Annotated in this window: 21 protein-coding genes and 2 tRNA genes; 11 read left to right on the forward strand and 12 right to left on the reverse strand. The window is 63.4% G+C overall.

What is annotated here, in order from left to right:
- Nucleotides 1-21: 21 nt before the first annotated feature.
- The 3 genes from glmM to KO538_RS10945 all read left to right on the forward strand — a co-directional run bounded on the left by glmM (nucleotide 22) and on the right by KO538_RS10945 (nucleotide 1,696).
- On the forward strand, nucleotides 22-1,359 hold the full coding sequence (gene glmM, locus KO538_RS10935; protein WP_072454632.1) for a phosphoglucosamine mutase: 1,338 nt from the start codon (nucleotides 22-24) through the stop codon (nucleotides 1,357-1,359).
- Nucleotides 1,360-1,451: 92 nt separating this feature from the next.
- Nucleotides 1,452-1,528, forward strand: a tRNA-Pro gene (locus tag KO538_RS10940).
- A gap of 93 nt (nucleotides 1,529-1,621) precedes the next feature.
- Nucleotides 1,622-1,696: transfer RNA gene (locus KO538_RS10945), tRNA-Arg, on the forward strand.
- A gap of 81 nt (nucleotides 1,697-1,777) precedes the next feature.
- Here KO538_RS10945 and KO538_RS10950 read toward each other — a convergent pair.
- The 3 genes from KO538_RS10950 to KO538_RS10960 form a co-directional block, all read right to left on the reverse strand.
- Nucleotides 1,778-1,981 (reverse strand): hypothetical protein, encoded by a 204-nt coding sequence (locus KO538_RS10950; RefSeq protein WP_219328325.1) that lies wholly within the window; start codon nucleotides 1,979-1,981, stop codon nucleotides 1,778-1,780.
- A gap of 145 nt (nucleotides 1,982-2,126) precedes the next feature.
- Complete coding sequence (locus KO538_RS29365) at nucleotides 2,127-2,693, reverse strand: PEP-CTERM sorting domain-containing protein (RefSeq protein WP_070304357.1); 567 nt, start codon at nucleotides 2,691-2,693, stop codon at nucleotides 2,127-2,129.
- A gap of 306 nt (nucleotides 2,694-2,999) precedes the next feature.
- A complete protein-coding gene (locus KO538_RS10960; RefSeq protein WP_175560510.1) occupies nucleotides 3,000-3,551 on the reverse strand; it encodes a GbsR/MarR family transcriptional regulator in 552 nt (183 codons plus the stop codon).
- Nucleotides 3,552-3,690: 139 nt separating this feature from the next.
- Between KO538_RS10960 and cydD the strand changes: the two genes are divergently transcribed.
- The 5 genes from cydD to cydX all read left to right on the forward strand — a co-directional run bounded on the left by cydD (nucleotide 3,691) and on the right by cydX (nucleotide 10,010).
- Nucleotides 3,691-5,379 (forward strand): thiol reductant ABC exporter subunit CydD, encoded by a 1,689-nt coding sequence (gene cydD, locus KO538_RS10965; RefSeq protein ID WP_219328326.1) that lies wholly within the window; start codon nucleotides 3,691-3,693, stop codon nucleotides 5,377-5,379.
- Complete coding sequence (locus tag KO538_RS10970) at nucleotides 5,376-7,058, forward strand: amino acid ABC transporter ATP-binding/permease protein (RefSeq protein WP_219328327.1); 1,683 nt, start codon at nucleotides 5,376-5,378, stop codon at nucleotides 7,056-7,058. Before cydD ends, KO538_RS10970 begins: the two co-directional genes overlap by 4 nt.
- Before the next feature lie 67 nt (nucleotides 7,059-7,125).
- Complete coding sequence (locus KO538_RS10975; RefSeq protein WP_219328328.1) at nucleotides 7,126-8,703, forward strand: cytochrome ubiquinol oxidase subunit I; 1,578 nt, start codon at nucleotides 7,126-7,128, stop codon at nucleotides 8,701-8,703.
- Between the two features lie 13 nt (nucleotides 8,704-8,716).
- A complete protein-coding gene (cydB, locus tag KO538_RS10980; protein WP_219328329.1) occupies nucleotides 8,717-9,871 on the forward strand; it encodes a cytochrome d ubiquinol oxidase subunit II in 1,155 nt (384 codons plus the stop codon).
- Nucleotides 9,872-9,893: 22 nt separating this feature from the next.
- Entirely contained in the window at nucleotides 9,894-10,010 is a 117-nt protein-coding gene (gene cydX / locus KO538_RS10985) for a cytochrome bd-I oxidase subunit CydX (RefSeq protein WP_034757467.1), read from the forward strand.
- Nucleotides 10,011-10,077: 67 nt separating this feature from the next.
- On the opposite strand, the gene KO538_RS10990 is transcribed toward cydX, so the two are convergent.
- Both KO538_RS10990 and KO538_RS10995 read right to left on the reverse strand, forming a co-directional pair.
- Entirely contained in the window at nucleotides 10,078-10,302 is a 225-nt protein-coding gene (locus tag KO538_RS10990) for a hypothetical protein (RefSeq protein WP_034757471.1), read from the reverse strand.
- Nucleotides 10,303-10,564: 262 nt separating this feature from the next.
- Nucleotides 10,565-10,753 carry a hypothetical protein gene (locus KO538_RS10995; RefSeq protein WP_070304418.1) on the reverse strand — a complete coding sequence of 63 codons (189 nt, stop codon included), beginning with the start codon at nucleotides 10,751-10,753 and terminating at the stop codon, nucleotides 10,565-10,567.
- A gap of 164 nt (nucleotides 10,754-10,917) precedes the next feature.
- Between KO538_RS10995 and KO538_RS11000 the strand changes: the two genes are divergently transcribed.
- Nucleotides 10,918-11,637, forward strand: a complete 720-nt coding sequence (locus tag KO538_RS11000; RefSeq protein ID WP_219328330.1) for a hypothetical protein — start codon at nucleotides 10,918-10,920, stop codon at nucleotides 11,635-11,637.
- Nucleotides 11,638-11,697: 60 nt separating this feature from the next.
- Here the strand turns inward: KO538_RS11000 and KO538_RS11005 are convergent, their stop codons facing one another.
- From KO538_RS11005 to KO538_RS11015, 3 genes are all read right to left on the reverse strand, one after another.
- A complete protein-coding gene (locus KO538_RS11005; RefSeq protein ID WP_139143464.1) occupies nucleotides 11,698-12,084 on the reverse strand; it encodes a hypothetical protein in 387 nt (128 codons plus the stop codon).
- Between the two features lie 123 nt (nucleotides 12,085-12,207).
- Nucleotides 12,208-12,582, reverse strand: coding sequence for a DUF1294 domain-containing protein (locus tag KO538_RS11010; RefSeq protein WP_219328331.1), 375 nt, complete (start codon nucleotides 12,580-12,582; stop codon nucleotides 12,208-12,210).
- A gap of 59 nt (nucleotides 12,583-12,641) precedes the next feature.
- A complete protein-coding gene (locus tag KO538_RS11015) occupies nucleotides 12,642-13,208 on the reverse strand; it encodes a methylated-DNA--[protein]-cysteine S-methyltransferase (protein ID WP_070304363.1) in 567 nt (188 codons plus the stop codon).
- 93 nt (nucleotides 13,209-13,301) lie between these two features.
- On the opposite strand from KO538_RS11015, the gene KO538_RS11020 reads away from it, so the two are divergent.
- Nucleotides 13,302-14,051, forward strand: a complete 750-nt coding sequence (locus KO538_RS11020; RefSeq protein WP_034757490.1) for a nucleotidyltransferase domain-containing protein — start codon at nucleotides 13,302-13,304, stop codon at nucleotides 14,049-14,051.
- Here the strand turns inward: KO538_RS11020 and KO538_RS11025 are convergent.
- Complete coding sequence (locus KO538_RS11025; protein ID WP_219328333.1) at nucleotides 14,048-16,282, reverse strand: TonB-dependent siderophore receptor; 2,235 nt, start codon at nucleotides 16,280-16,282, stop codon at nucleotides 14,048-14,050. The genes KO538_RS11020 and KO538_RS11025 overlap by 4 nt on opposite strands.
- Before the next feature lie 324 nt (nucleotides 16,283-16,606).
- Here KO538_RS11025 and KO538_RS11030 point away from each other — a divergent pair, with 324 nt between their 5' ends.
- On the forward strand, nucleotides 16,607-17,446 hold the full coding sequence (locus KO538_RS11030; RefSeq protein WP_219328334.1) for a hypothetical protein: 840 nt from the start codon (nucleotides 16,607-16,609) through the stop codon (nucleotides 17,444-17,446).
- 3 nt (nucleotides 17,447-17,449) lie between these two features.
- On the opposite strand, the gene KO538_RS11035 is transcribed toward KO538_RS11030, so the two are convergent.
- The 3 genes from KO538_RS11035 to KO538_RS11045 all read right to left on the reverse strand — a co-directional run bounded on the left by KO538_RS11035 (nucleotide 17,450) and on the right by KO538_RS11045 (nucleotide 18,542).
- Complete coding sequence (locus tag KO538_RS11035) at nucleotides 17,450-17,848, reverse strand: bacteriohemerythrin (RefSeq protein WP_034757497.1); 399 nt, start codon at nucleotides 17,846-17,848, stop codon at nucleotides 17,450-17,452.
- Nucleotides 17,849-18,049: 201 nt separating this feature from the next.
- Nucleotides 18,050-18,205, reverse strand: coding sequence for a hypothetical protein (locus KO538_RS11040; RefSeq protein ID WP_219328335.1), 156 nt, complete (start codon nucleotides 18,203-18,205; stop codon nucleotides 18,050-18,052).
- 151 nt (nucleotides 18,206-18,356) lie between these two features.
- Nucleotides 18,357-18,542 carry a hypothetical protein gene (locus tag KO538_RS11045; RefSeq protein ID WP_139143467.1) on the reverse strand — a complete coding sequence of 62 codons (186 nt, stop codon included), beginning with the start codon at nucleotides 18,540-18,542 and terminating at the stop codon, nucleotides 18,357-18,359.
- Between the last annotated feature and the right edge of the window lie 34 nt (nucleotides 18,543-18,576).

Consider the following 18,576-nt stretch of genomic DNA (forward strand, 5'->3'; position numbering starts at 1 on the left):
AAACAACAAAAAGAGAAAACTATGACGCGTAAATATTTTGGCACCGATGGCATCCGCGGTCTGGTGGGCACGGCTCCGATCACCCCCGATTTCGTCATGCGCCTCGGTTATGCAGCCGGCAAGGTGCTGGCCAAGTCGCAAGGCGGCAAGGCGCGCCCGACTGTGCTGATCGGCAAGGACACGCGCATTTCCGGTTACATGCTGGAAGCGGCGCTGGAAGCGGGCCTGTCGGCCGCCGGCGTGGACGTGATGCTGGCCGGCCCCATGCCGACCCCGGCGATTGCCTACCTGACGCGGGCGCTGCGCCTGGCGGCCGGTGTCGTCATTTCCGCCTCGCACAATCCGTATCATGACAACGGCATCAAGTTCTTTTCCGGCCAGGGCACCAAGCTGCCCGACAGCGTGGAACTGGAAATCGAGGCGGCGCTCGACGAACCCATGGCTTGCGTGCCATCGGACAAGCTGGGCCGCGCCAAGCGCCTGGATGACGCCCAGGGCCGCTACATCGAATTTTGCAAGAGCACCTTCCCGAACGAACTGGACTTGCGCGGCCTGAAGATCGTCGTCGATTGCGCGCACGGCGCCGCCTACCATATCGCCCCGCACGTGTTCCATGAGCTGGGTGCGGAAGTCATCGCCATCGGCAACAAGCCCGACGGCTTCAATATCAACGCGGGCTTCGGCGCCACGGCAACCAAGGCCATGGCCGAAGCCGTCGTCGAGCACGGCGCGGACCTGGGCATCGCGCTCGATGGCGACGCCGACCGCCTGATCATGTGCGACGCCACGGGCCGTATGTACAACGGCGACGAGTTGTTGTACGTCATGGTCAAGGACCGCCTGGCGACGGGTCCCGTGGCCGGCGCCGTCGGCACCTTGATGACGAATATGGCGCTGGAAGTGTTGTTCAAGCAGCAGGGCATTGGCTTTGCGCGCGCCAAGGTGGGCGACCGCTACGTGCTGGAAGTCATGAAGGAAAAGGGCTGGATACTGGGCGGCGAAGGCTCGGGCCATTTGCTGTGCCTGGATCGCCACACGACGGGCGATGGCATCGTCTCCGCGCTGCAAGTGCTGTCCGCGCTCAAGCGCAGCGGCCAGAGCCTGCAGCAATGCCTGGCCGAACTGGTGCTGTTCCCGCAAACCCTGATCAACCTGCGCGTGGCACCCGGTTTCGACTGGCAGAAAAATGCCGCCATGGTGGCCGAGAAAGAGCTGGTCGAAGCCGAACTGGGCGATACGGGCCGCGTGCTGATCCGCGCTTCGGGCACGGAACCGCTGATCCGCGTGATGGTGGAAGCGAAAGACAAGGAGAAGGCCGAGAGCATGGCGCGCCGCATCGCCGATAAAGTCGGCGCTTAAGGGGCGGGCACGGGGCAGGGACGATAGTTATTTCCATCTAATTCGTCTATGGCAATTGACGAAATTGGGTGGGGGCGTTATTATCTTGTCTTCGGAGTGTGGCGCAGCCCGGTAGCGCACCTGGTTTGGGACCAGGGGGTCCAAGGTTCGAATCCTTGTACTCCGACCAAAGTCATAAGCGGGCTGTCAGAAATGACAGCCCGTTTTCTATTCCGCGCTGGCATTTCATTGCTGGCGCGCATGGACTAAAATACTGCACCTTCCGCCCATCGTTCAACGGATAGGACAACGGTCTTCTAAACCGTGAATGGGGGTTCGATTCCCTCTGGGCGGACCAGCTCATGCTGGCCATGCATGCGACAGCCTGTCGCATTGCCATCACTCTTCATCTCTGTTCTTCGCTGGCCTGCAAGCCGTGTCACGGCTGCGCAAACAGCACCACACTCAGCAAATACAACAGCGGCGCCGCGCACAGCAGCGCCGAGCATGCCGAAATGATTTTCCTGTTGGCCAGTCGGGCCAGGCGCAGCCGTTCCCGCACGGGCAGGTGCTGGCGGATCACGCTGCGGGCGCGTGACTGAAGCGGTTGTTCATGCATGAGTACTCCCTCGTCGGTCAGCAATGGATGCCGTCGAGCATAGCGAGGGGAGTCTAAAGATGGTGTAAAAAGCGGGACTTGCGCCGCAAGCGCGGTGTAAACGGGCCAAACAGGCCGCTGGCGTTGAGGGCGGCAGCGGACGCTGGTGCGCCGCTGCCGCAGATGAGGCTTACTTTCCCTGGCGGCGGCGTGCCATGAAGCCCAGCAGACCCAGGCCGGCCAGCAGCATGGCATAGGTGCCAGGTTCCGGCACGGCTGAAATGAAGGCCCTGTAATTGCTCAGACCTTTGGGCAGGCCCTCGATCGTGAAGGTGGTGCCGGCAGCCACGGGCGCGGCCCAGTGGAACACCAGTTCGCCCTGGCCGAAGTGGATGGCCAGGTAGTCATAGGCGGCCGCGCTCGTATACGAATTGACGCCGCCGCTCAAGCCTGCCGTGGTGCCGGCAGTGCAACCCGAGGTGGCGCTTTCGCAATACGAGACGGCGGTGCCCAGGCTGGTGCCGAACACGCCATTGATATAACCCTGGATGTCCGAGGGGCTTTGTGGCACGAGATTGTCGTCATAATATTTCACCTGCAGTGCCGGAGATGGTGAATAAGTGACGGTGCTGCCGTCAATGACGAAACCGCTGGCCGGGCCCACATCCACCCAGGTGGCGGCTTGGGCCGCACTTGCCAGTACGGTCATTGCGGCCAGCATGGATGCCTTGATGGCAATGCTCTTTACGCTTTTCATGAAAATCCCCTTGTGCTTGAGACAGTCGCTTCATAGTGTTGGGACGCGTCCCTACATACCGGGGAAGTCATCCCATTGCCCGTTTTTATCTATTTCTTGTGCGTAGAGAGTACGCAAATGCAAGCTTACTCTTGATATAAATTAATACAATTTAAATAATACTATTGGTTCAGTTGACAACATCGCATACGGCTATGTCTGCTTGTGTTAACGATAGACAACATAACGTTAGGAAACGGCGTGACAAGGCGCGCCAGCTTGTGCTAGCGGCGTCTCGGCTTATTTGGGAGGGGGGAGGCGGGTGCTTCAGTCGTTGTTGTTGCTGACGCCAAACAGGCGATCCTTGGCGTTGAGCAGCTTTTGTACCTTGGCGCCCATTTTCATCAGCTGCGCCATCGATTCGGGCGACAGGCGCTGCAAGTCGTCGAACCAGGTATTGGCCAGGTCGACCAGTTCATACATTTCACGCATGCGTTCCTGCGCATATTGATCCACGGGTTCCGTGGCCGGCGCCAGCAGCGATTCGCGCAGCACCGTCAGGGTGGGCGCCACTTCGCGGCGGCGGCGCTCGGCGGCCACCACGCGGAAGATTTGCCACACATCACCCAGCGAGGAAAAATACTCGCGCCGGTCGCCGGGAATGCGCGACTGGCGGATCAAGCCCCAGCCCTGCAATTCCTTCAGGCCGATGCTCACGTTCGAGCGTGAAAAACTCAGGTGTTCCGCGATTTCATCCGCGTGCAAAGGGTGCTCCGCGACAAATAACAAGGCGTACACTTGCCCTACCGTACGGTTAAAGCCCCAGCGGCTGCCCATCTCGCCGAAATGGCTGACAAAGGTCAGGATCAGCGGCGTCATTTGGATATGTTGAGTTTTCATAATTATCTGAATTTTTTCACGCCATACTGGTGGGGTCAATTGATATATGTCATGTTTCGCAGTATTATACAAAATATCGAATTTACAGAAAATTCTGAAAACTCAAGAAGTATAGAAGATGCCGACCACGTCCTTGTCCTTGCCCCGCTTTATTCTTCCCCGTGCCGCCAGCCTGGCGCAAGGCGGGGCCGCCTTGCTGTGGCTGCCGCAGGCGGCCTTGCTGGCCTGGGCCGTGCAAGCCATGCAAGACGGTGCACCCTGGCGCGCGGCCCTGTTGCCGGCCGCTGGCGTGCTGCTGCTGGGCGTGCTGCGCGCCGGCTGCGAAGCGTGGGGCGCGCGGCGTATGTATGCGGCGGCGCGCGCACACCTGTCCACCTTGCGGGAACAGGTGGCGCAAGCGCTGGCGCAGCGCTCGCCGCTGGACCGCCAGCGCGCCCAGTCGGGCCAGGCGGCCAGCGTCATCGCCGAACAGGCCGAAGCCATCGTGCCGTATCTGGTGCGCTACAAACCCGCGCGCTGGAAAGTCATGCTCGTGCCGCTCGTGATCCTTGCCGTGGTGACGCCGCTGTCGTGGATCGCCGCGCTGATCCTGCTCATCGCCGCCCCCTTGATTCCCGTCTTCATGGCGCTCGTCGGCATGGGCGCGCAAGCGGCCAGCCGCGCGCAGATGGTGGAAATGGGCAGCATGAACGCCTTCCTGCTGGACCGCCTGCGCGGTTTGGCCACCTTGCGCGCGCTCGACGCCGTCGACGCCACGGCCGAACGGCTCGATGCCTCGTCGCAATCCGTGCGCCGGCGCACGATGGTGGTGCTGCGCATCGCCTTTTTGTCGTCGGCCGTGCTCGAGCTGTTTTCCGCGCTCGGTGTGGCCATGGTGGCGGCCTTCATCGGTTTCTCTCTGCTGGGCAGCATCAATTTCGGTACCTGGGGCCGCGAGCTGAGCCTGGGGCAGGGCTTGTTCATCCTGCTGCTGGCCCCCGCGTTCTTCGAGCCGCTGCGCGAACTGGCCGCCGTCTGGCACGACAAGGCGGCCGGCGAAGCGGGCCTGGCCGGTTTGCACGACCTGGCGGCCGATGGCGTGCCTTTGCCTGGTTTTGGTGTGGAAGTGGCGGCCGTTTCCGCCGCCGCCATGGCTGTGGCGGCGGCGCCCGCCGTGGAACTCCGGCAATTGCGCTTTGCCCATCCCGGCGAAGCGCCCGTGTTCGACGGCTTTGACCTGACCGTGCGCGCTGGCGAACATGTGGCCCTGCTGGGCGCCAGCGGCGCCGGCAAGACCACCTTGCTGTCCCTGCTGGCCGGCTTGCTGCCCGCCAGCGGCGGCGACATCCGCATCGGCGGCGTGCGCCTGACCGACAGCACGGTCAACACCTTGCGCCAGCGTATGGCCTGGATGGGACAGCGTCCGCACGTGTTTGCCGCTTCCGTCAGCCAGAACGTGACCCTGGGCCGCGTTGGGGCGAACGCCGCGCAGGTGACGCAGGCGCTGCACCTGGCGGACCTGGCCAAGGTGGCGCAGGCGCAGCCGGCCGTCATGCTCAGCGATGGCGGCCAGGGCTTGTCCGGCGGCGAAGCCGTGCGCCTGGCCCTGGCCCGCGTGGCCCTGCATCCGCATGCCGACTTGCTGCTGGTCGATGAACCGACTGCTCACCTGGACAGCGAAACGGCGGCGCGCGTGACGGACGCCCTGCTGGCACTGGCGAAAGGCAAGACGATGATCGTCGCCACGCACGATCCGGTGCTGGCTGGCCGGCTGCAGCGCACGGCGCAGGTCGATGCGCATGCCCAAGTGCAGGAGTTGCGCGCATGAAAACTTCACTCATATCGAACCCCGTCTTGCGGCAATTGCTGCTGGCCCAGCCCCGCAAGCTGATCGGGGGCGCCTTGCTGGCGGCCCTGACGGCGGTGGCCGGCATGGCGTTATTGGGCTTGTCCGGCTGGTTTATCACGGCCACGTCGATTGCCGGCTTGCACGCCTCGACGGCCATCGTATTCGACGTCTTCGGCCCGTCGGCCGGCATCCGCCTGCTGGCCATCGGCCGCACGGGTTCGCGCTATGCGGAGCGGCTCGTCACGCACGACGCCACGTTCGCCGCGCTGGCCAGCATCCGCGTGCGCCTGTTCCGTGGCTGGTCGCGTCCGGAAGCGGCCAGCCGCTTGCTGCGCCAGCCCGCCAAGCTGCTGTTTCGCCTGACGGCCGATATCGACGCGCTCGAATCGCTGTACTTGCGCCTGCTCGTGCCGGCCTTCACGGCCCTGTGCGTGGCCCTGCTGGCCGGCGTGGCGCTGGGCGTGATGCAGTGGCAGCTGGGCCTGGGCCTGGCCGTGTGGCTGCTGGCCGCCGGTGGAGGCGTCAGTTGGATCGTGGCACGCGGCGCCCGCCGTCCCGCCATCGTGCGCTCGCGCGCCATCGAAAAATTGCGTTCTGGCACCATCGACCTCGTGGCAGGCCAGACGGATCTCGTGATGGCAGGCCGCATCGACGCCCAATGCGCGGCGCTGGGGCAGATCGACCGTTCGCTGGCGCAAGCCGATTTTGCCCTGCTGCGCCTGGAAACGGCGGCCGGCGCCGCGTATGGTGTGGCCGGCAGCGCGACTCTGGCTGGCGTGCTGCTGGCCGTGGCTGCGCTGGTGGAACAGCAAACGATGAGTTTGCCGCTGGCGGCCCTGGCCTTGCTGATCGCCCTGACGGCTGTGGAACCATTTGCCGGACTGCGCCGCGGCGCGCTGGAAGCGGGGCGCATGCTGCTGGCCGTACGGCGTCTGGCGCCGCGCCTCGATGTTGAAGAGATCGCTGCGCCGCCTGTCGACGCCGCACCGGGCCTGCGCCTGGAACACGTCAGCGCCGCGCATGCGGGCAGCAATAATGCCATCTTGCATGACGTATCGCTGCACATCGCCGATGGCGAGCGCGTCGCCTTGATCGGCCCCAGTGGCGCGGGCAAGTCGACCTTGCTGGCCATCGCCGCGTGCGAACTGGCGCCGCTGTCGGGCAAGGTGGCCGCGCCGCGCGCCTGCCTGTTTACGCAGAAGACGGAACTATTTCAGGACAGCTTGCGCGACAACCTGCGCCTGGCCGACCCGTCCGCCAGCGATGCGCAGCTGTGGGAAGCGCTGCAATCTGCCGGCCTGGACGACGAGGTGCGTGCGTTTGCGGGCGGCCTGGACACCATGCTGGGCGAGGGCGGCCTGGGCTTGTCCGGCGGCCAGGCGCGGCGATTGGCGCTGGCGCGGCTGTTCCTGCATGAATCGACCTTGTGGCTGCTGGATGAAGCGACGGAAGCGCTCAATGCGCAGACGGCGATTGACGTCTTGCAGCGCCTGCGCGCCCGCAGCGCAGGGCGCAGCTTGCTGATCGCAACCCACTTGCGGCGCGAAGCGGCGCTGGCGGACCGGCTGGTCAGCTTGCGCGATGGCCGTATCGTGGCTGATGCGCGGCGTGGCACGGATGCCTTCGAGACTGCTCTGGCGGGCTTGCGGGGGGACTGACGGGCAACCGGTCAGTATTGGAAAGGTAGCAAGTTTACACACAGTAAGGAAACACCAAGGAAATCATATGGACTTCGATATTGTCGCTTTATCCAGACTGCAGTTCGCGCTGACAGCTCTGTACCACTTTATATTTGTTCCGCTGACGATAGGCCTGTCAGTGCTGCTCGCCATCATGGAGACGGTCTACGTGATGACGAACCGTCCCATCTGGCGCGACATGACCAAGTTCTGGGGTGTCTTGTTCGGCATCAACTTCGCCATGGGCGTGGCGACGGGTGTCGTCATGGAATTCCAGTTTGGCATGAACTGGAGCTATTACAGCCATTATGTGGGCGACATTTTCGGCGCGCCGCTGGCCATCGAAGGCTTGATGGCTTTCTTCCTGGAAGCGACCTTCGTCGGCCTATTCTTCTTCGGCTGGGACAAGCTGTCGAAGCGGGGCCATCTGGTCACGACCTGGCTGGTGGCCATTGGCTCGAACTTCTCGGCCCTGTGGATTCTGATCGCCAACGGCTGGATGCAAAATCCCGTCGGCGCGGCCTTCAATCCGCAAACCATGCGCATGGAAGTGACGGACTTCGGCGCCGTGCTGACGAACCCGGTAGCGCAGGCGAAATTCGTGCACACGGTGTCGGCCGGTTACACGGCAGCATCGATTTTCGTGCTCGGTATTTCCGCCTGGTATCTGCTGAAGGGCCGCCACGTGCAGCTGGCCAAGCGCTCGATGACGGTGGCCGCCTCGTTCGGACTGGCCGCCACCTTGTCGGTGGTGGTGCTCGGCGATGAAAGCGGCTATCTGTCGTCGGAACATCAAAAGATGAAGCTGGCCGCCATCGAGGCCATGTGGACGACGGAGCCGGCCCCTGCCGCCTTTACGGCCATCGGCTTCCCCGATGCGCAAGCGCGCGAGACGCATTACGCCGTGCACATCCCGATGGTGATGGGCTTGATCGGCACGCGTTCGCTGACGACGGAAATTCCCGGCATCGAGCAGCTGGTCGACCGTGGCGAACTGCTGATCCAGGATGGCATCAAGGCGTATGACGCGCTGCAAACCATCCGCAGCGTGGCGCCAGGCGCGCCCGTGCCGCAGGACGCGAAGGATGTGTTCGAGTCGAAAGGCCAGTCCATGGGTTACGCCTTGCTGCTGAAACGCTATGTCGACGATCCGCGCCAGGCCACGCCCGAGCAGATCCGCAAGGCCGCGCTCGATACCGTGCCGCCCGTGGGGCCATTGTTCTGGTCCTTCCGCGTGATGGTGGGCCTGGGCATGTTCTTTATCCTGTTGACCGGCACGTTCTTTGTGCTGTCGACGCGCCGTACGCTGGACAAGCACCGCTGGCTGCTGAAGCTGGCCGTGTTCGCCATCCCGCTGCCGTGGGTGGCGATCGAGGCGGGCTGGATCGTGGCCGAAGTGGGCCGCCAGCCGTGGGTCATCGAAGGCGTGCTTCCAACGGCCGTGGCCGTCTCGAACCTGGGCGCTTCGACCTTGCTGATCACCATTGCCGGCTTTGCCGCTATCTACACCGTGCTGTTGGTTATTGAAATGAAGCTCATGCTCAAGGCCATCCGCAAGGGGCCGGAAGAGACGGCGCCGGCCCCCGTGCCAGCGGCCGCAGCCATTCATACTCAATGCGCCTGAGGAGGACCAGACCATGATTTTGCATGAAATGATTTCGTATGAAACTTTGCGCCTGATCTGGTGGCTGCTGATCGGCATCTTGCTGGTGGGCTTTGCCATCACGGACGGCTTCGACCTGGGCACGGGTATCTTGCTGCCGTTTGCCGGCAAGACGGACCTCGAGCGCAGAGTCATCATCAACAGCATCGGCCCCGTGTGGGAAGGCAACCAGGTATGGCTGATCCTCGGCGGCGGCGCCATCTTTGCCGCCTGGCCGCAACTGTACGCCGTCTCGTTCTCGGGCTTTTATCTGGCCATGTTCGTCATCCTCGTGGCGCTGATCGTGCGTCCCGTGGCGTTCAAGTTCCGCAGCAAGCGCGAAGATCCGCGCTGGCGCGCCCGCTGGGATACGGCCCTGTTCGTGGGGGGCTTCGTGCCGGCCCTGATCTGCGGCGTGGCGATCGGCAACGTGCTGCAAGGCGTGCCGTTCCGTTTTTCGCCGGACATGCACATCTTCTATGACGGCAGTTTCTTTGCGCTGCTCAACCCGTTCGCGCTGCTATGCGGCCTCGTCTCGGTGGCCATGCTGGTGATGCACGGCGCCACCTGGCTGCAAGTGAAAACGGACGGTGCCGTGGCAGAACGCTCGCGCCGCTACGGCAGCGTGGCGGCGATCGCCACCGTCGTGCTGTATGCGCTGGCCGGCGTGGCCCTGTGGCTGTGGGTCGATGGCTACCGCGTCACCAGCGCCGTTGTCACCGATGGCCCGTCGAACCCGATGCTGAAAACGGCGCAAGTGCATGTGGGCGCCTGGTTCCTCAACTTTGCCGCCCATCCGTGGACCTGGATCGCCCCTGCGCTGGGCTTGCTTGGGCCCTTGCTGGCGTTCGCCTTGCTGCGCGCACGCCGCGAAGTGCCTGCCTTGCTGGCCAGCGCGGCCAGCATCGCCGGCATCATCCTCAGCGTGGGCGCGGCCATGTTCCCGTTCATCCTGCCATCATCGATCGACCCGCGCGCCAGCCTGACGGTGTGGGATTCCTCGTCCAGCCACATGACCCTGTTCATCATGCTGGTCGTCACGGCCGTCTTCATTCCCCTCATCGTGGCGTACACGACGTGGGTGTATAAAGTGCTGTGGGGTAAGGTTGACGGCAAAGCCATCGAAGACGAAACCGGTCACGCCTACTAAGAATTTACGAAAGGAATTAACTATGTGGTATTTCGCCTGGATACTGGGTCTGCCGCTGGCGGCGACCTTCGCCGTACTCAATGCGATGTGGTATGAAATCGCCGATGGCGACACGACGCCCGAGCAGTACCGCGACTAGTTCAACTGGCCGCAGTACGGACTGAACAGCCCCGCCCGGCGCAATGCCCGGCGGGGCTTTTTGCTTTCTACAGCAAGATGAATTCGCCACGGATGCGCAGTTTCATGCCGCGTGGCGCGTCGGCACCCGCCGCCACGGCCCAGGCGGTAATCCAGCGTGCACAGCGTTCGCGCGCCGCCGCATCGGCCAGCGCCTCGTTCAGCCGCCGCAGGCGCGCATCGGCCCGGTCGATGCGCTGGGCCAGGTACAGGCGCTGGTCCATGGGATCCGTCTTTTTGCTGTAATGCTGCATGGCTTTCCCTTTCCGCGTGGTAACAAATCAGGTGATGGCATAGCCATCTACGCACGGGAGCGTCATTTGGATGTGGTGCAGGCATAACCACCATGGTGGTGGCTTTGCGAGCTTGCAATTGTGGCGTCGTCGGCTTACGCGCTGCGCGCTAAGCCGACCTACGGGCTGGCGGATGGGGTGCTGGCGGTGGGGAGGTAGGTCGGATTAGCGCGCAAGCGCGTAATCCGACAATATTGTTGGCCGCGACGGTGGTGTCGTCGGCTTACGACCTACCGGCAGGTGGCTTGCTCGGCGGTTTGGGTGTTGCAATGGCAATCGGGTCGCTGGCCGGAAAGCTTTCCTTCAGCGCTTCATCGAGGATTTCCTCGGCGTGGCTTTCGCTGGCCGGCGTGGGTGAATCGCGCTCCGGTGGCGGGGCGGGTGCGGTGGCGGCGTTGGTGCTCGAATGCATGATGATCTCCTCGCGGTGGTGCACCACGCTGCCGAGGTGGCCGTGGCGCGTGCTGCTGTTTCCAGCCTAGCACATCGTGCAGGAATGGCGCGCCGGATGCGCCTGCCGAAGCGATGGTGGCGGCGTCTGCTACACTGCGCTCCACTTTTATCGATGGAACCGCCATGACCTCCCTATCCCTGCCATACCGCGCCACCGCCTTTGACGCCTGTGCCTGGCTGGCGCAACAGACAGGCACGCCGTGGACCCTGGCGCGCTTGCTGGAGCAGGGCGGCTTGCCGTACGTCTGGCTCGATTACAGCGAAGCGTGGGCCGAGCTGTTCCATGACGGCGTGACGCGCTACGCGGCGCCCGTCGTGTTCATCGGCGACAAAGAGCATCTGGCCTCGGGCGCCGACGATGTGTGGCTGCGTTTTACGCGCGATTCAAGCAACATCGCCATCGAACTGAAGGCGCCGGGACTGCGCGTGCCGCTGGACGGCTTGCATTTCCAGGAGCGCGATCTGCTGCGTTTGCTCAAGGAATTGCAGCACCCGCAGCTGGCCGAAGCGGAAGCGGAGAAGGCGCCCGCCGTTCTGCCCAGCGCCCTGAAGGGTCTGGGGCGCGAGCAGATTCTGATGGCCTTTGCCGGTGTGGGCAAGGTTGACCTGGAACAGGGGCTGGCTAGTGGCGTGGGTATCTTTGGCGATGATGGCGCGCGCGTGCGCAAGAATTCGCGCGGCGGCAAGAACAGCCACCTGTGGCATCCGGTGACCCTGGCGTTCGGTTTGCACGACGTGCACCGCGTGCCGATGGCGCATCTGAAAAAGGCCTTCGCCACGCAACCGTTGCTGCGCGAATGGAAGGCCGACTGGCTGGAATCGCTGCGCCTGCTGGGCGAATAACTAGACGAAGCTAGCCTGCCGCGCCGGCGTCTTGTTAAGCGGCATATGCCTTCCGGCCGTTTATTGGCTTTCCTCGATCCTGCCGCCGCACTGCGTATAGCATGCTCTGTAATCGGAGTCGCATTGCCATGTCGATGCGCTGGATGAACAATATTGGCGTTTCTTCGCGCATAGTTCGCGGTCCGCATCTGTTTTCGCCACGGCCAGGCAGATGGAAACGGTACTGGTGTTGCGCATCTCACAAGCCTGTGCCTGGCTCGCCGCAATCTGCTCTTTGCCGGCAATGCATATTTGCTGATTGGTCCCGCAGCTCGTCACGCATTGACGGCCCGCATCCGAATCCGGAGGAATATAGCGATAGCTTGTGCAGCCCGCCAAGGTGATTGCGAAACAAATCGCAACAGCAAGGCGGAACAAGTAGAAATTGTGGATTTGCAAAGTGCGCATGGTCGAAAAGTGCTTTCCCGTGTCGATGAATTAGGTTGATTGCCGGATATATTGATATTCTGACAGGCGAGCTTTTCACCTACAACGCGCCGCAATAACTGTTGCATTTTCGCGTTGATAGATTTACAGCTCGATGGGTGCCACTTCGGTGCCGATATCGGGCGCCGCGTAATGCATGCTGAAATACACGAAAGCGCCGATATTGACGGCGACCGTGATCCAGAACAGCACGCGGAATGAGCGCTTGCTGGACTTGTGGCGCAGCCATTGCTGGGCCAGCAAGGCGCCAGGCCAGCCGCACAACAATCCCAGCAGCAGCAAGGTGCGCTCCGACGTGCGCCAGCGGCCTTCCTTGGCGGCGGACTTGTCGATCGCATAGGCAACGAAGCAGCTCAGGCTCAGCACGCCATACACGAGGGCGATCAAGACGGGGATGTGGAAAAAGAACGTGGCCAGCAAATACAGAACGACAAAGAACAGGATGACAAGGTAGGGCATAGGATGTGTTGGCTTGAGCGGAGGGCGTGAGTATCCCACAAGGGAAGCGATGCCGCAGCCTAAAACAGACAGCCTTGCGCCGTATCAACCTGCTTGGCGCGGCGGCGCGCGTGGCCCGTCTTCAGCGCTTCGCGGTCGCTGGACAGGGTGATGCCTTCCAGCGCCAACAAGGTTTCCTTCGCATGCAGGCCGCCCGCAAAGCCCGTCAACTCGCCCGTGGCGCCGATGACACGGTGGCAGGGGGCGATGATGGAAATGGGATTCTTGCCATTGGCGGCACCCACGGCGCGTACGGCGGCGGGGCGGCCGATCTGGCGCGCGATCTCGCCATAGCTGCGCGTCTGGCCGTACGGTATCGTCAGCAGCGCGCGCCACACTTCCTGCTGGAATGGCGTGCCGGCAAAGTCGAGCGGCACGTCGAATTGCTGGCGCGTGCCGGCGAAATATTCAGCCAGCTGGCGCGCCGTTTCCTGCAGCACGGCGCAACCGTCATCGACGCGCATGGCGCCCAGACGCACCCTGTTCGGCTTGTCGTTTTCCCACAGGATGGCGGTCAGGGCTTCTCCGCGCGCCACCAGGGTCAGCTCGCCCACGGGCGAGGGCACCACGATGCAGTCGTATTCCATGTTTGTTCCTCGGTCAGATGGCGCCAGTGTAGCAGGATGGCGGCATGCCGCATATTGCGTGTAGGATGGCGTTTTCGGCATGGAGCACAGGCTTTGACGACGATCCCCACTTATGACGATATCCGCGCCATTGCCCTGCGGCTGGTGCACGAACGCTATCCCTCGGCCGTGGCGGCCATCATCGGTGGCTCGTTCGCCACGGGCCGGCAAACGGCCACTTCCGATATCGACTTGCTGCTGCTGTTCGACCACGTCGACTGCGCCTGGCGCGACACCCTCGTCGCCGAAGGGCGCACGGTGGAACTGTTCGGGCACGACGTGGCCACGTTTACGTATTTTTGCAAGGAAATGGATGCGCCCGGCGGCAAGGTGCCGCTGGCGATGATGGTGGTCGAAGGGGAAAACATTGTCGCTGCCGGCGACGCCTACGCCCGGTTGCATGCGCTGGCGCACGCCATCGAGACGGCCGGACCGCCCGCGCTCGACGTGGAAAACCTGCAGCGCCGCCGCTACGCCGTCACCACCGCGCTGGAAGACCTCGTCGACAGCACACACCCGGGCGAGGCGCTGGCCGTCGCCTGTCAGCTGTACGAAGCGCTGGCCGACCTGCAATTGCGCGCGGCCGGCGAATGGAGCGGCGGCGGCAAGCATCTGTTCCGGCGCCTGCAAGCGTTCGATACCGCCATCGCCGCGCAGCTCGACGGCGCGTTGCGCCTGGTCGCCAGCAACTTGCCGGCCGGCCAGCGCGCCTTCGAGCAAGTCGCCGCCGCCGTGCTGGCGCCCGTGGGCGGTCCCTTGCTGGAAGGATTTACCCTGCCGGCGCCCGCGCACTGGCGTGCTTAAAACGCAGTGCGCACGGAGAGGCTGATGTTGCGCGGTTCGCCCCAGAACACGCCGTCAAAGAAGCCCACGTTGCGGTAGTACTTTTTGTCGAGCAGGTTATTCACGTTCAGCTGCACGCTGGCGTGCCGGTTGAGCGCGTAGCTGGCCATGGCGTTGACCAGCGCGTAGCCCGCTTGCGGGATATTTGTGATCGCGTTCGATGGCGGCCGGCCGTACCACGATTCGCTGTAGGTGGCGCTCTGCGCCGTCATGCTGGCGCCCGCTCTCAAGCCGGCCAGCTTGCCGTCGAAACGGTAGCTGGTGGCCAGGCGCAGCAAATGGCGCGGCTGCGTGGTGGCGGCGCGGCGGCCATCGGCCTCGGCCGCGTGCAGATAGGTATAGCCGCCGCCCGCTTCCCAGCCGGGCGTGATCTGGCCGGCAACGTCGAACTCGACGCCCTTGGCCGTCACGCCTTTGCCATTGGCCACCATGGCCTGGCCGCCGTCGGGCAGCAAGAAGCCGGGCGGCACCGTGCGGTCGAGTTCCGCCAGGTTCTTTTTCTTCGTGTGGAACAGGGCGGCCGATGCGTTCAGCTTGCCTTCATAGAATTCGCCCTTGATGCCCAGTTCCGCGTTGTCGCCCGTTTCCGGCGCCAGGAACTTGTTGTTGCGGTCCTTGCTCGATTGCGGGTTGAACAGCTGCGTGAAGCTGGCATAGGCGGCATACTGCTTGTTGATGTCGAACACGGCGCCCACATAGGGCGTCACTTCATTGCGCGTCTCGGCAAAGTCGCTATTGTCCGTGTGCACGCCCCGTGTATCGTAGTTGCGCGTATCGGTGCGGTAAGTGCTCGTGCGCGCGCCGATGATGACGTGCAGCGGATCGGCCAGGCTCAAACGCGTGGCGACATAGCCGCCCGCTAGGCGCGTAATGGTTTCCGAGTGCGAACCGTCCGGATGGAAAACGGGGCGGGGAATGTTGCCCGTCCAGCTGCGGTAATCGGGAACGAAGGCCGGGTAATCGATGTCCGCCTCGCCACCGAGCGAACGGGCGCGCTGGTTGCCGCCGTTCCAGCCGACGATGGCCGTGTGCTTGCGTCCCAGCAAGGTGAACGGGCCGCTGGCGTACAGGTCGAAGTTGTCGTTGGTGGTCTTGCCCGGACCATAGGCGCCCGTCCACAGGAGCATGCCTGCGCCGGTGGTCGGGTCTGGATGGCCGCCACCCGCATAGGCGACGGTGGTGCGGTTCGTGCTTTCCGTGCGCGCGTAGCCCAGATGCATATTCCAGTTGCCGGGCAGACGCTGGTCCAGCGACGTGAACAGCGTGTGCTGCTTGTTGGCCCAGGTGCTCCATGGCGTCGTGAAACTGGTGTTGCGCGGCAAGTTCGCCAGGCTGCCATCCGCATTCCAGTAAGGCACGGCACCCCAGGTGGCGCCCGTGGGCTTGTTGTCCTGGAAGTCGACGCCGGCCGTCAGCAAGGTGCCGGGGCGCAAGTCCGCCTCGACGATGACCATGCCGACCGTCTTGTGTTCGTGATACATGTCCAGGTAGGAATCGCGTTTTTGCCAGGCCAGGGCCGTGCGCGCCCGCACGCTGCCCTCCGCGTTCAGCGGCGTGGACAGGTCGGCTTCGAAGCGCTGGTCGTCCCAGCGGCCCATGATGAGGCCGGCGCTGACCTGGAATTCCTTCGTGGGCCGCTTGCGTATCATGTTGATGGTGGCCGACGGATCGCCCGTGCCGCCCATCAAGCCGGTGGCGCCGCGCACGACTTCGATACGGTCATACAGGATCGTGTCTTGCAGCGGCGCATTGCCGCCGCGCGCCATGCCGTCGATCTGGAGATTGTTGATGCCGAAGCCGCGCGCATAAAACCGCGTGCGCTCCGTGTCGTTCTGGCCCACCTGGATGCCCGTCGTCTGCGCCAGCGCCTGGTCCAGCCGCACGGCGCCCAGGTCGTCGAGCAACTGGCGTGTGATGACGCTGACCGATTGCGGCGTCTCGCGCAAGGTCAGCTCCATGCGCGTGGCGCTACGTGCTTCGCCTGCCGTGTACGACTGCGTGCCTTCCGTCGTCGCCGTCGACTGGCCCAGTACGGTGACGGCCGGCATGGTGACGTCGGCCGCGGCCGCGGCCGCGTCGGCGGCCTGTGCGGGCAAAACCACGCCGGCGGCAAGGCTCAGCAAGCTGATGTGTAACAGATGGGGGCGCAAGGCGGGCTGGCGCGAAGAAGAGGAGACTGTCGTTGATTGCATCATTTTCCTGGAATATTTTTAGTCGTGAGTGTTCCTATCTCGTCTGGCGAGGTGCGCAGTAGCTGGGGGGATGGCGTGACGCTGGCCCGTGGTCTGGCTTGGATAGCAGTTCCACCGCAAGGCCCGGCGCGGACGGGCAGTGGAAAGGAAGGGCGCGCGATTCCCTTCAATTTCGTGAATGGGAATCATTATCAATATAGGTGGTATTTGCCAAATAATCAAGCGTGCGCACCAAAACTGTGCAGAAGCCCATGGCGGCGTAAGGTCTGGCCTTCTGCGATAATGCAGGCGCTGACAAAATATTTTCCTCATTGAAAGAAATGCATGCGTACATGGATCGCTTGTGCTGGATGGTTGTGTGTCGTGTCGCTGGGCCAGGCCCAGGAACACGCGACGCCGCTGGCTGTTCCCGCGCCGCTGCAGAGCGCCAGCGTGCCGCCCGCCACCGATACCATGCCAGCACCTCTTGCGCCGGTCACGCCCGCCGCGCCAGTGGAAGAGGCGCTGCCACCGCAAACGGTGACGATCACGGCCAGCAGCGACGCCAAGGCGCCACGCGTGCGCTTCACGGCTTACCGCGAAAGTTATCTGACGGCCAGGAAAGTGTGGCAAGTGTCGAGCGGCAGCGTGGTCATGGCCCTGCGCCTGATTCCTGCCAAGCTGAGCGCCACCATCGACGACGTGCGCGTAGCCTTGCAAGGCAATGGCGCGCCCATGCCGATCAAGGTGTCTGACGGCGGCGTGTTTGTCGTGCCGCTCAACGACGATATCGCCGCGCAAGATGGCACTTTCCTGGTGAACAAGGGCAGGGGTGAGCTGACGGCGAATATCGTCCTGCAGCCCGCCGTGGCGCGCGATGCGTGGAACGTCACGCGCGTGGGGCAAGTCTTGCACGACGCCCGGCGCGCCGTGCGGGCCATCACCCCGTGGTACAAGCGGCCGTTCGCCAGCGACGTGCAATCGCTGGCCTTTTGCGCGGCCGAGCGGGGCAGCGCCTTGCAGTTGATGGATGGAGAACAGCTGATCGCCACCTTGCCCATGAACGAGGCGGCCGTCAACGACATCAACCAGCCCGTGTTTTGCAAGATTTTCGACGGCGAAGACAAATACCCGGGACACTACCGCGTGGTCATGCCCGAGCAGGCGACGGTGCTGCTGCTGTAGCGTCTAATTGGGCTGGCGCTGCACCAGTTCCAGCGCCGCCGCCAGGGCCAGGTCCATGGTGGCCTGGTGGAAGATCAACCATTGCGGCAACAGCGACAGCGCATGGCGTCCCTGTTCCAGGTCGCCTTCATCGACGGCGGCCCAGGCATGGTGCAAGCCGCTGAGCACGCGCGCATGCTGTTCGCGGTGGTTGGCCAGCGAGGGAAAGGCGATTTCTTCCATCAAATCCTCTTCCTCGCGGAAATCGCGTTCGACGGCCGCAATCAGCTCGCGAAACGCCACGCTGAAATGCTGGTCGCCCAATTGCTGCAGCCGCGCCAGCTCCTGAAACAGCGCCTCATGCGCCTCGTCGATGACGGGAACACCCAGCGCCATCTCATCCTTCCAATGCGATTTACCCATGCCGATGCTCCCGGTTAAGTCCGTCGCGGTGCGAAGCGGACTGTTCCAGTGTGGGCGCAGCCACGCTTCAAATCCATGACCTGGATCAAAAATATGCTGAAGAGGGGAGGGGGGGGCACTGAGAAATGAAGGAAAACGGGGAACAAATCCCCATCCGCAATAAAGCGGTTTTCCTCAATGCGACGTGTTACCGAGCGCGTATTATTGCTTGGGCCAATGGCTCCACATGGCATGCGCATCGACATTGGGCACCTGCAACTGCTGTCCGGCTGATAGCTGCATCGTATCCCTCAACACGAGGGGCGCAAGCATCAGGGCCGACAGGGCAAGGCAGGCCAGCACTTTGAGCGTCAACATGGTCGTCTCCCGGTGTCCCGGCGGCGGCGCGGGGATGCGGTGCCTGCCGGTCACTTCCATATGTACTACCATGCTTGCAGTTTAGTTCACCTGGTCGTAACTTCAACTTATTGCTGTGATGCACTGCACCAGTTCGCCTGCTCCCAAGGGCCTATTTGGCCTTGCGGCTGCGCCGTGGCTTGCTTGCGGGCGGCAGGAAGGAATCGAACCACACTTGCGTCAACTGCCGCGTATTTTTCGCCGCCTCGCGCTTGACGGCGGCCGTGGCGTGGCCGCGCGCCGTGTTGGCGATGCGGTTGGCGGCGCTCAGGTACATGCTCATCCAGGGATTTTTCATGGCTAGCCTCTCAGGCAGTGGGTGGGAATGACTC

Source organism: Janthinobacterium sp. NKUCC08_JDC (assembly GCF_019345575.1).
GTDB lineage: Bacteria > Pseudomonadota > Gammaproteobacteria > Burkholderiales > Burkholderiaceae_D > Janthinobacterium > Janthinobacterium aestuarii.

Excerpts from the sequence above, each read along its gene's own strand:
- glmM (WP_072454632.1), top strand. The coding sequence starts at position 22 with ATGACGCGTAAATATTTTGGCACCGATGGCATCCGCGGTCTGGTGGGC.
- KO538_RS29365 (WP_070304357.1), bottom strand. The coding sequence starts at position 2,693 with ATGAAAAGCGTAAAGAGCATTGCCATCAAGGCATCCATGCTGGCCGCA.
- KO538_RS10960 (WP_175560510.1), bottom strand. The coding sequence starts at position 3,551 with ATGACGCCGCTGATCCTGACCTTTGTCAGCCATTTCGGCGAGATGGGC.
- cydD (WP_219328326.1), top strand. The coding sequence starts at position 3,691 with ATGCCGACCACGTCCTTGTCCTTGCCCCGCTTTATTCTTCCCCGTGCC.
- KO538_RS10970 (WP_219328327.1), top strand. The coding sequence starts at position 5,376 with ATGAAAACTTCACTCATATCGAACCCCGTCTTGCGGCAATTGCTGCTG.
- KO538_RS10975 (WP_219328328.1), top strand. The coding sequence starts at position 7,126 with ATGGACTTCGATATTGTCGCTTTATCCAGACTGCAGTTCGCGCTGACA.
- cydB (WP_219328329.1), top strand. The coding sequence starts at position 8,717 with ATGATTTTGCATGAAATGATTTCGTATGAAACTTTGCGCCTGATCTGG.
- cydX (WP_034757467.1), top strand. The coding sequence starts at position 9,894 with ATGTGGTATTTCGCCTGGATACTGGGTCTGCCGCTGGCGGCGACCTTC.
- KO538_RS10990 (WP_034757471.1), bottom strand. The coding sequence starts at position 10,302 with ATGCAGCATTACAGCAAAAAGACGGATCCCATGGACCAGCGCCTGTAC.
- KO538_RS10995 (WP_070304418.1), bottom strand. The coding sequence starts at position 10,753 with ATGCATTCGAGCACCAACGCCGCCACCGCACCCGCCCCGCCACCGGAG.
- KO538_RS11000 (WP_219328330.1), top strand. The coding sequence starts at position 10,918 with ATGACCTCCCTATCCCTGCCATACCGCGCCACCGCCTTTGACGCCTGT.
- KO538_RS11005 (WP_139143464.1), bottom strand. The coding sequence starts at position 12,084 with ATGCGCACTTTGCAAATCCACAATTTCTACTTGTTCCGCCTTGCTGTT.
- KO538_RS11010 (WP_219328331.1), bottom strand. The coding sequence starts at position 12,582 with ATGCCCTACCTTGTCATCCTGTTCTTTGTCGTTCTGTATTTGCTGGCC.
- KO538_RS11015 (WP_070304363.1), bottom strand. The coding sequence starts at position 13,208 with ATGGAATACGACTGCATCGTGGTGCCCTCGCCCGTGGGCGAGCTGACC.
- KO538_RS11025 (WP_219328333.1), bottom strand. The coding sequence starts at position 16,282 with ATGCAATCAACGACAGTCTCCTCTTCTTCGCGCCAGCCCGCCTTGCGC.
- KO538_RS11030 (WP_219328334.1), top strand. The coding sequence starts at position 16,607 with ATGCGTACATGGATCGCTTGTGCTGGATGGTTGTGTGTCGTGTCGCTG.
- KO538_RS11035 (WP_034757497.1), bottom strand. The coding sequence starts at position 17,848 with ATGGGTAAATCGCATTGGAAGGATGAGATGGCGCTGGGTGTTCCCGTC.
- KO538_RS11040 (WP_219328335.1), bottom strand. The coding sequence starts at position 18,205 with ATGTTGACGCTCAAAGTGCTGGCCTGCCTTGCCCTGTCGGCCCTGATG.
- KO538_RS11045 (WP_139143467.1), bottom strand. The coding sequence starts at position 18,542 with ATGAAAAATCCCTGGATGAGCATGTACCTGAGCGCCGCCAACCGCATC.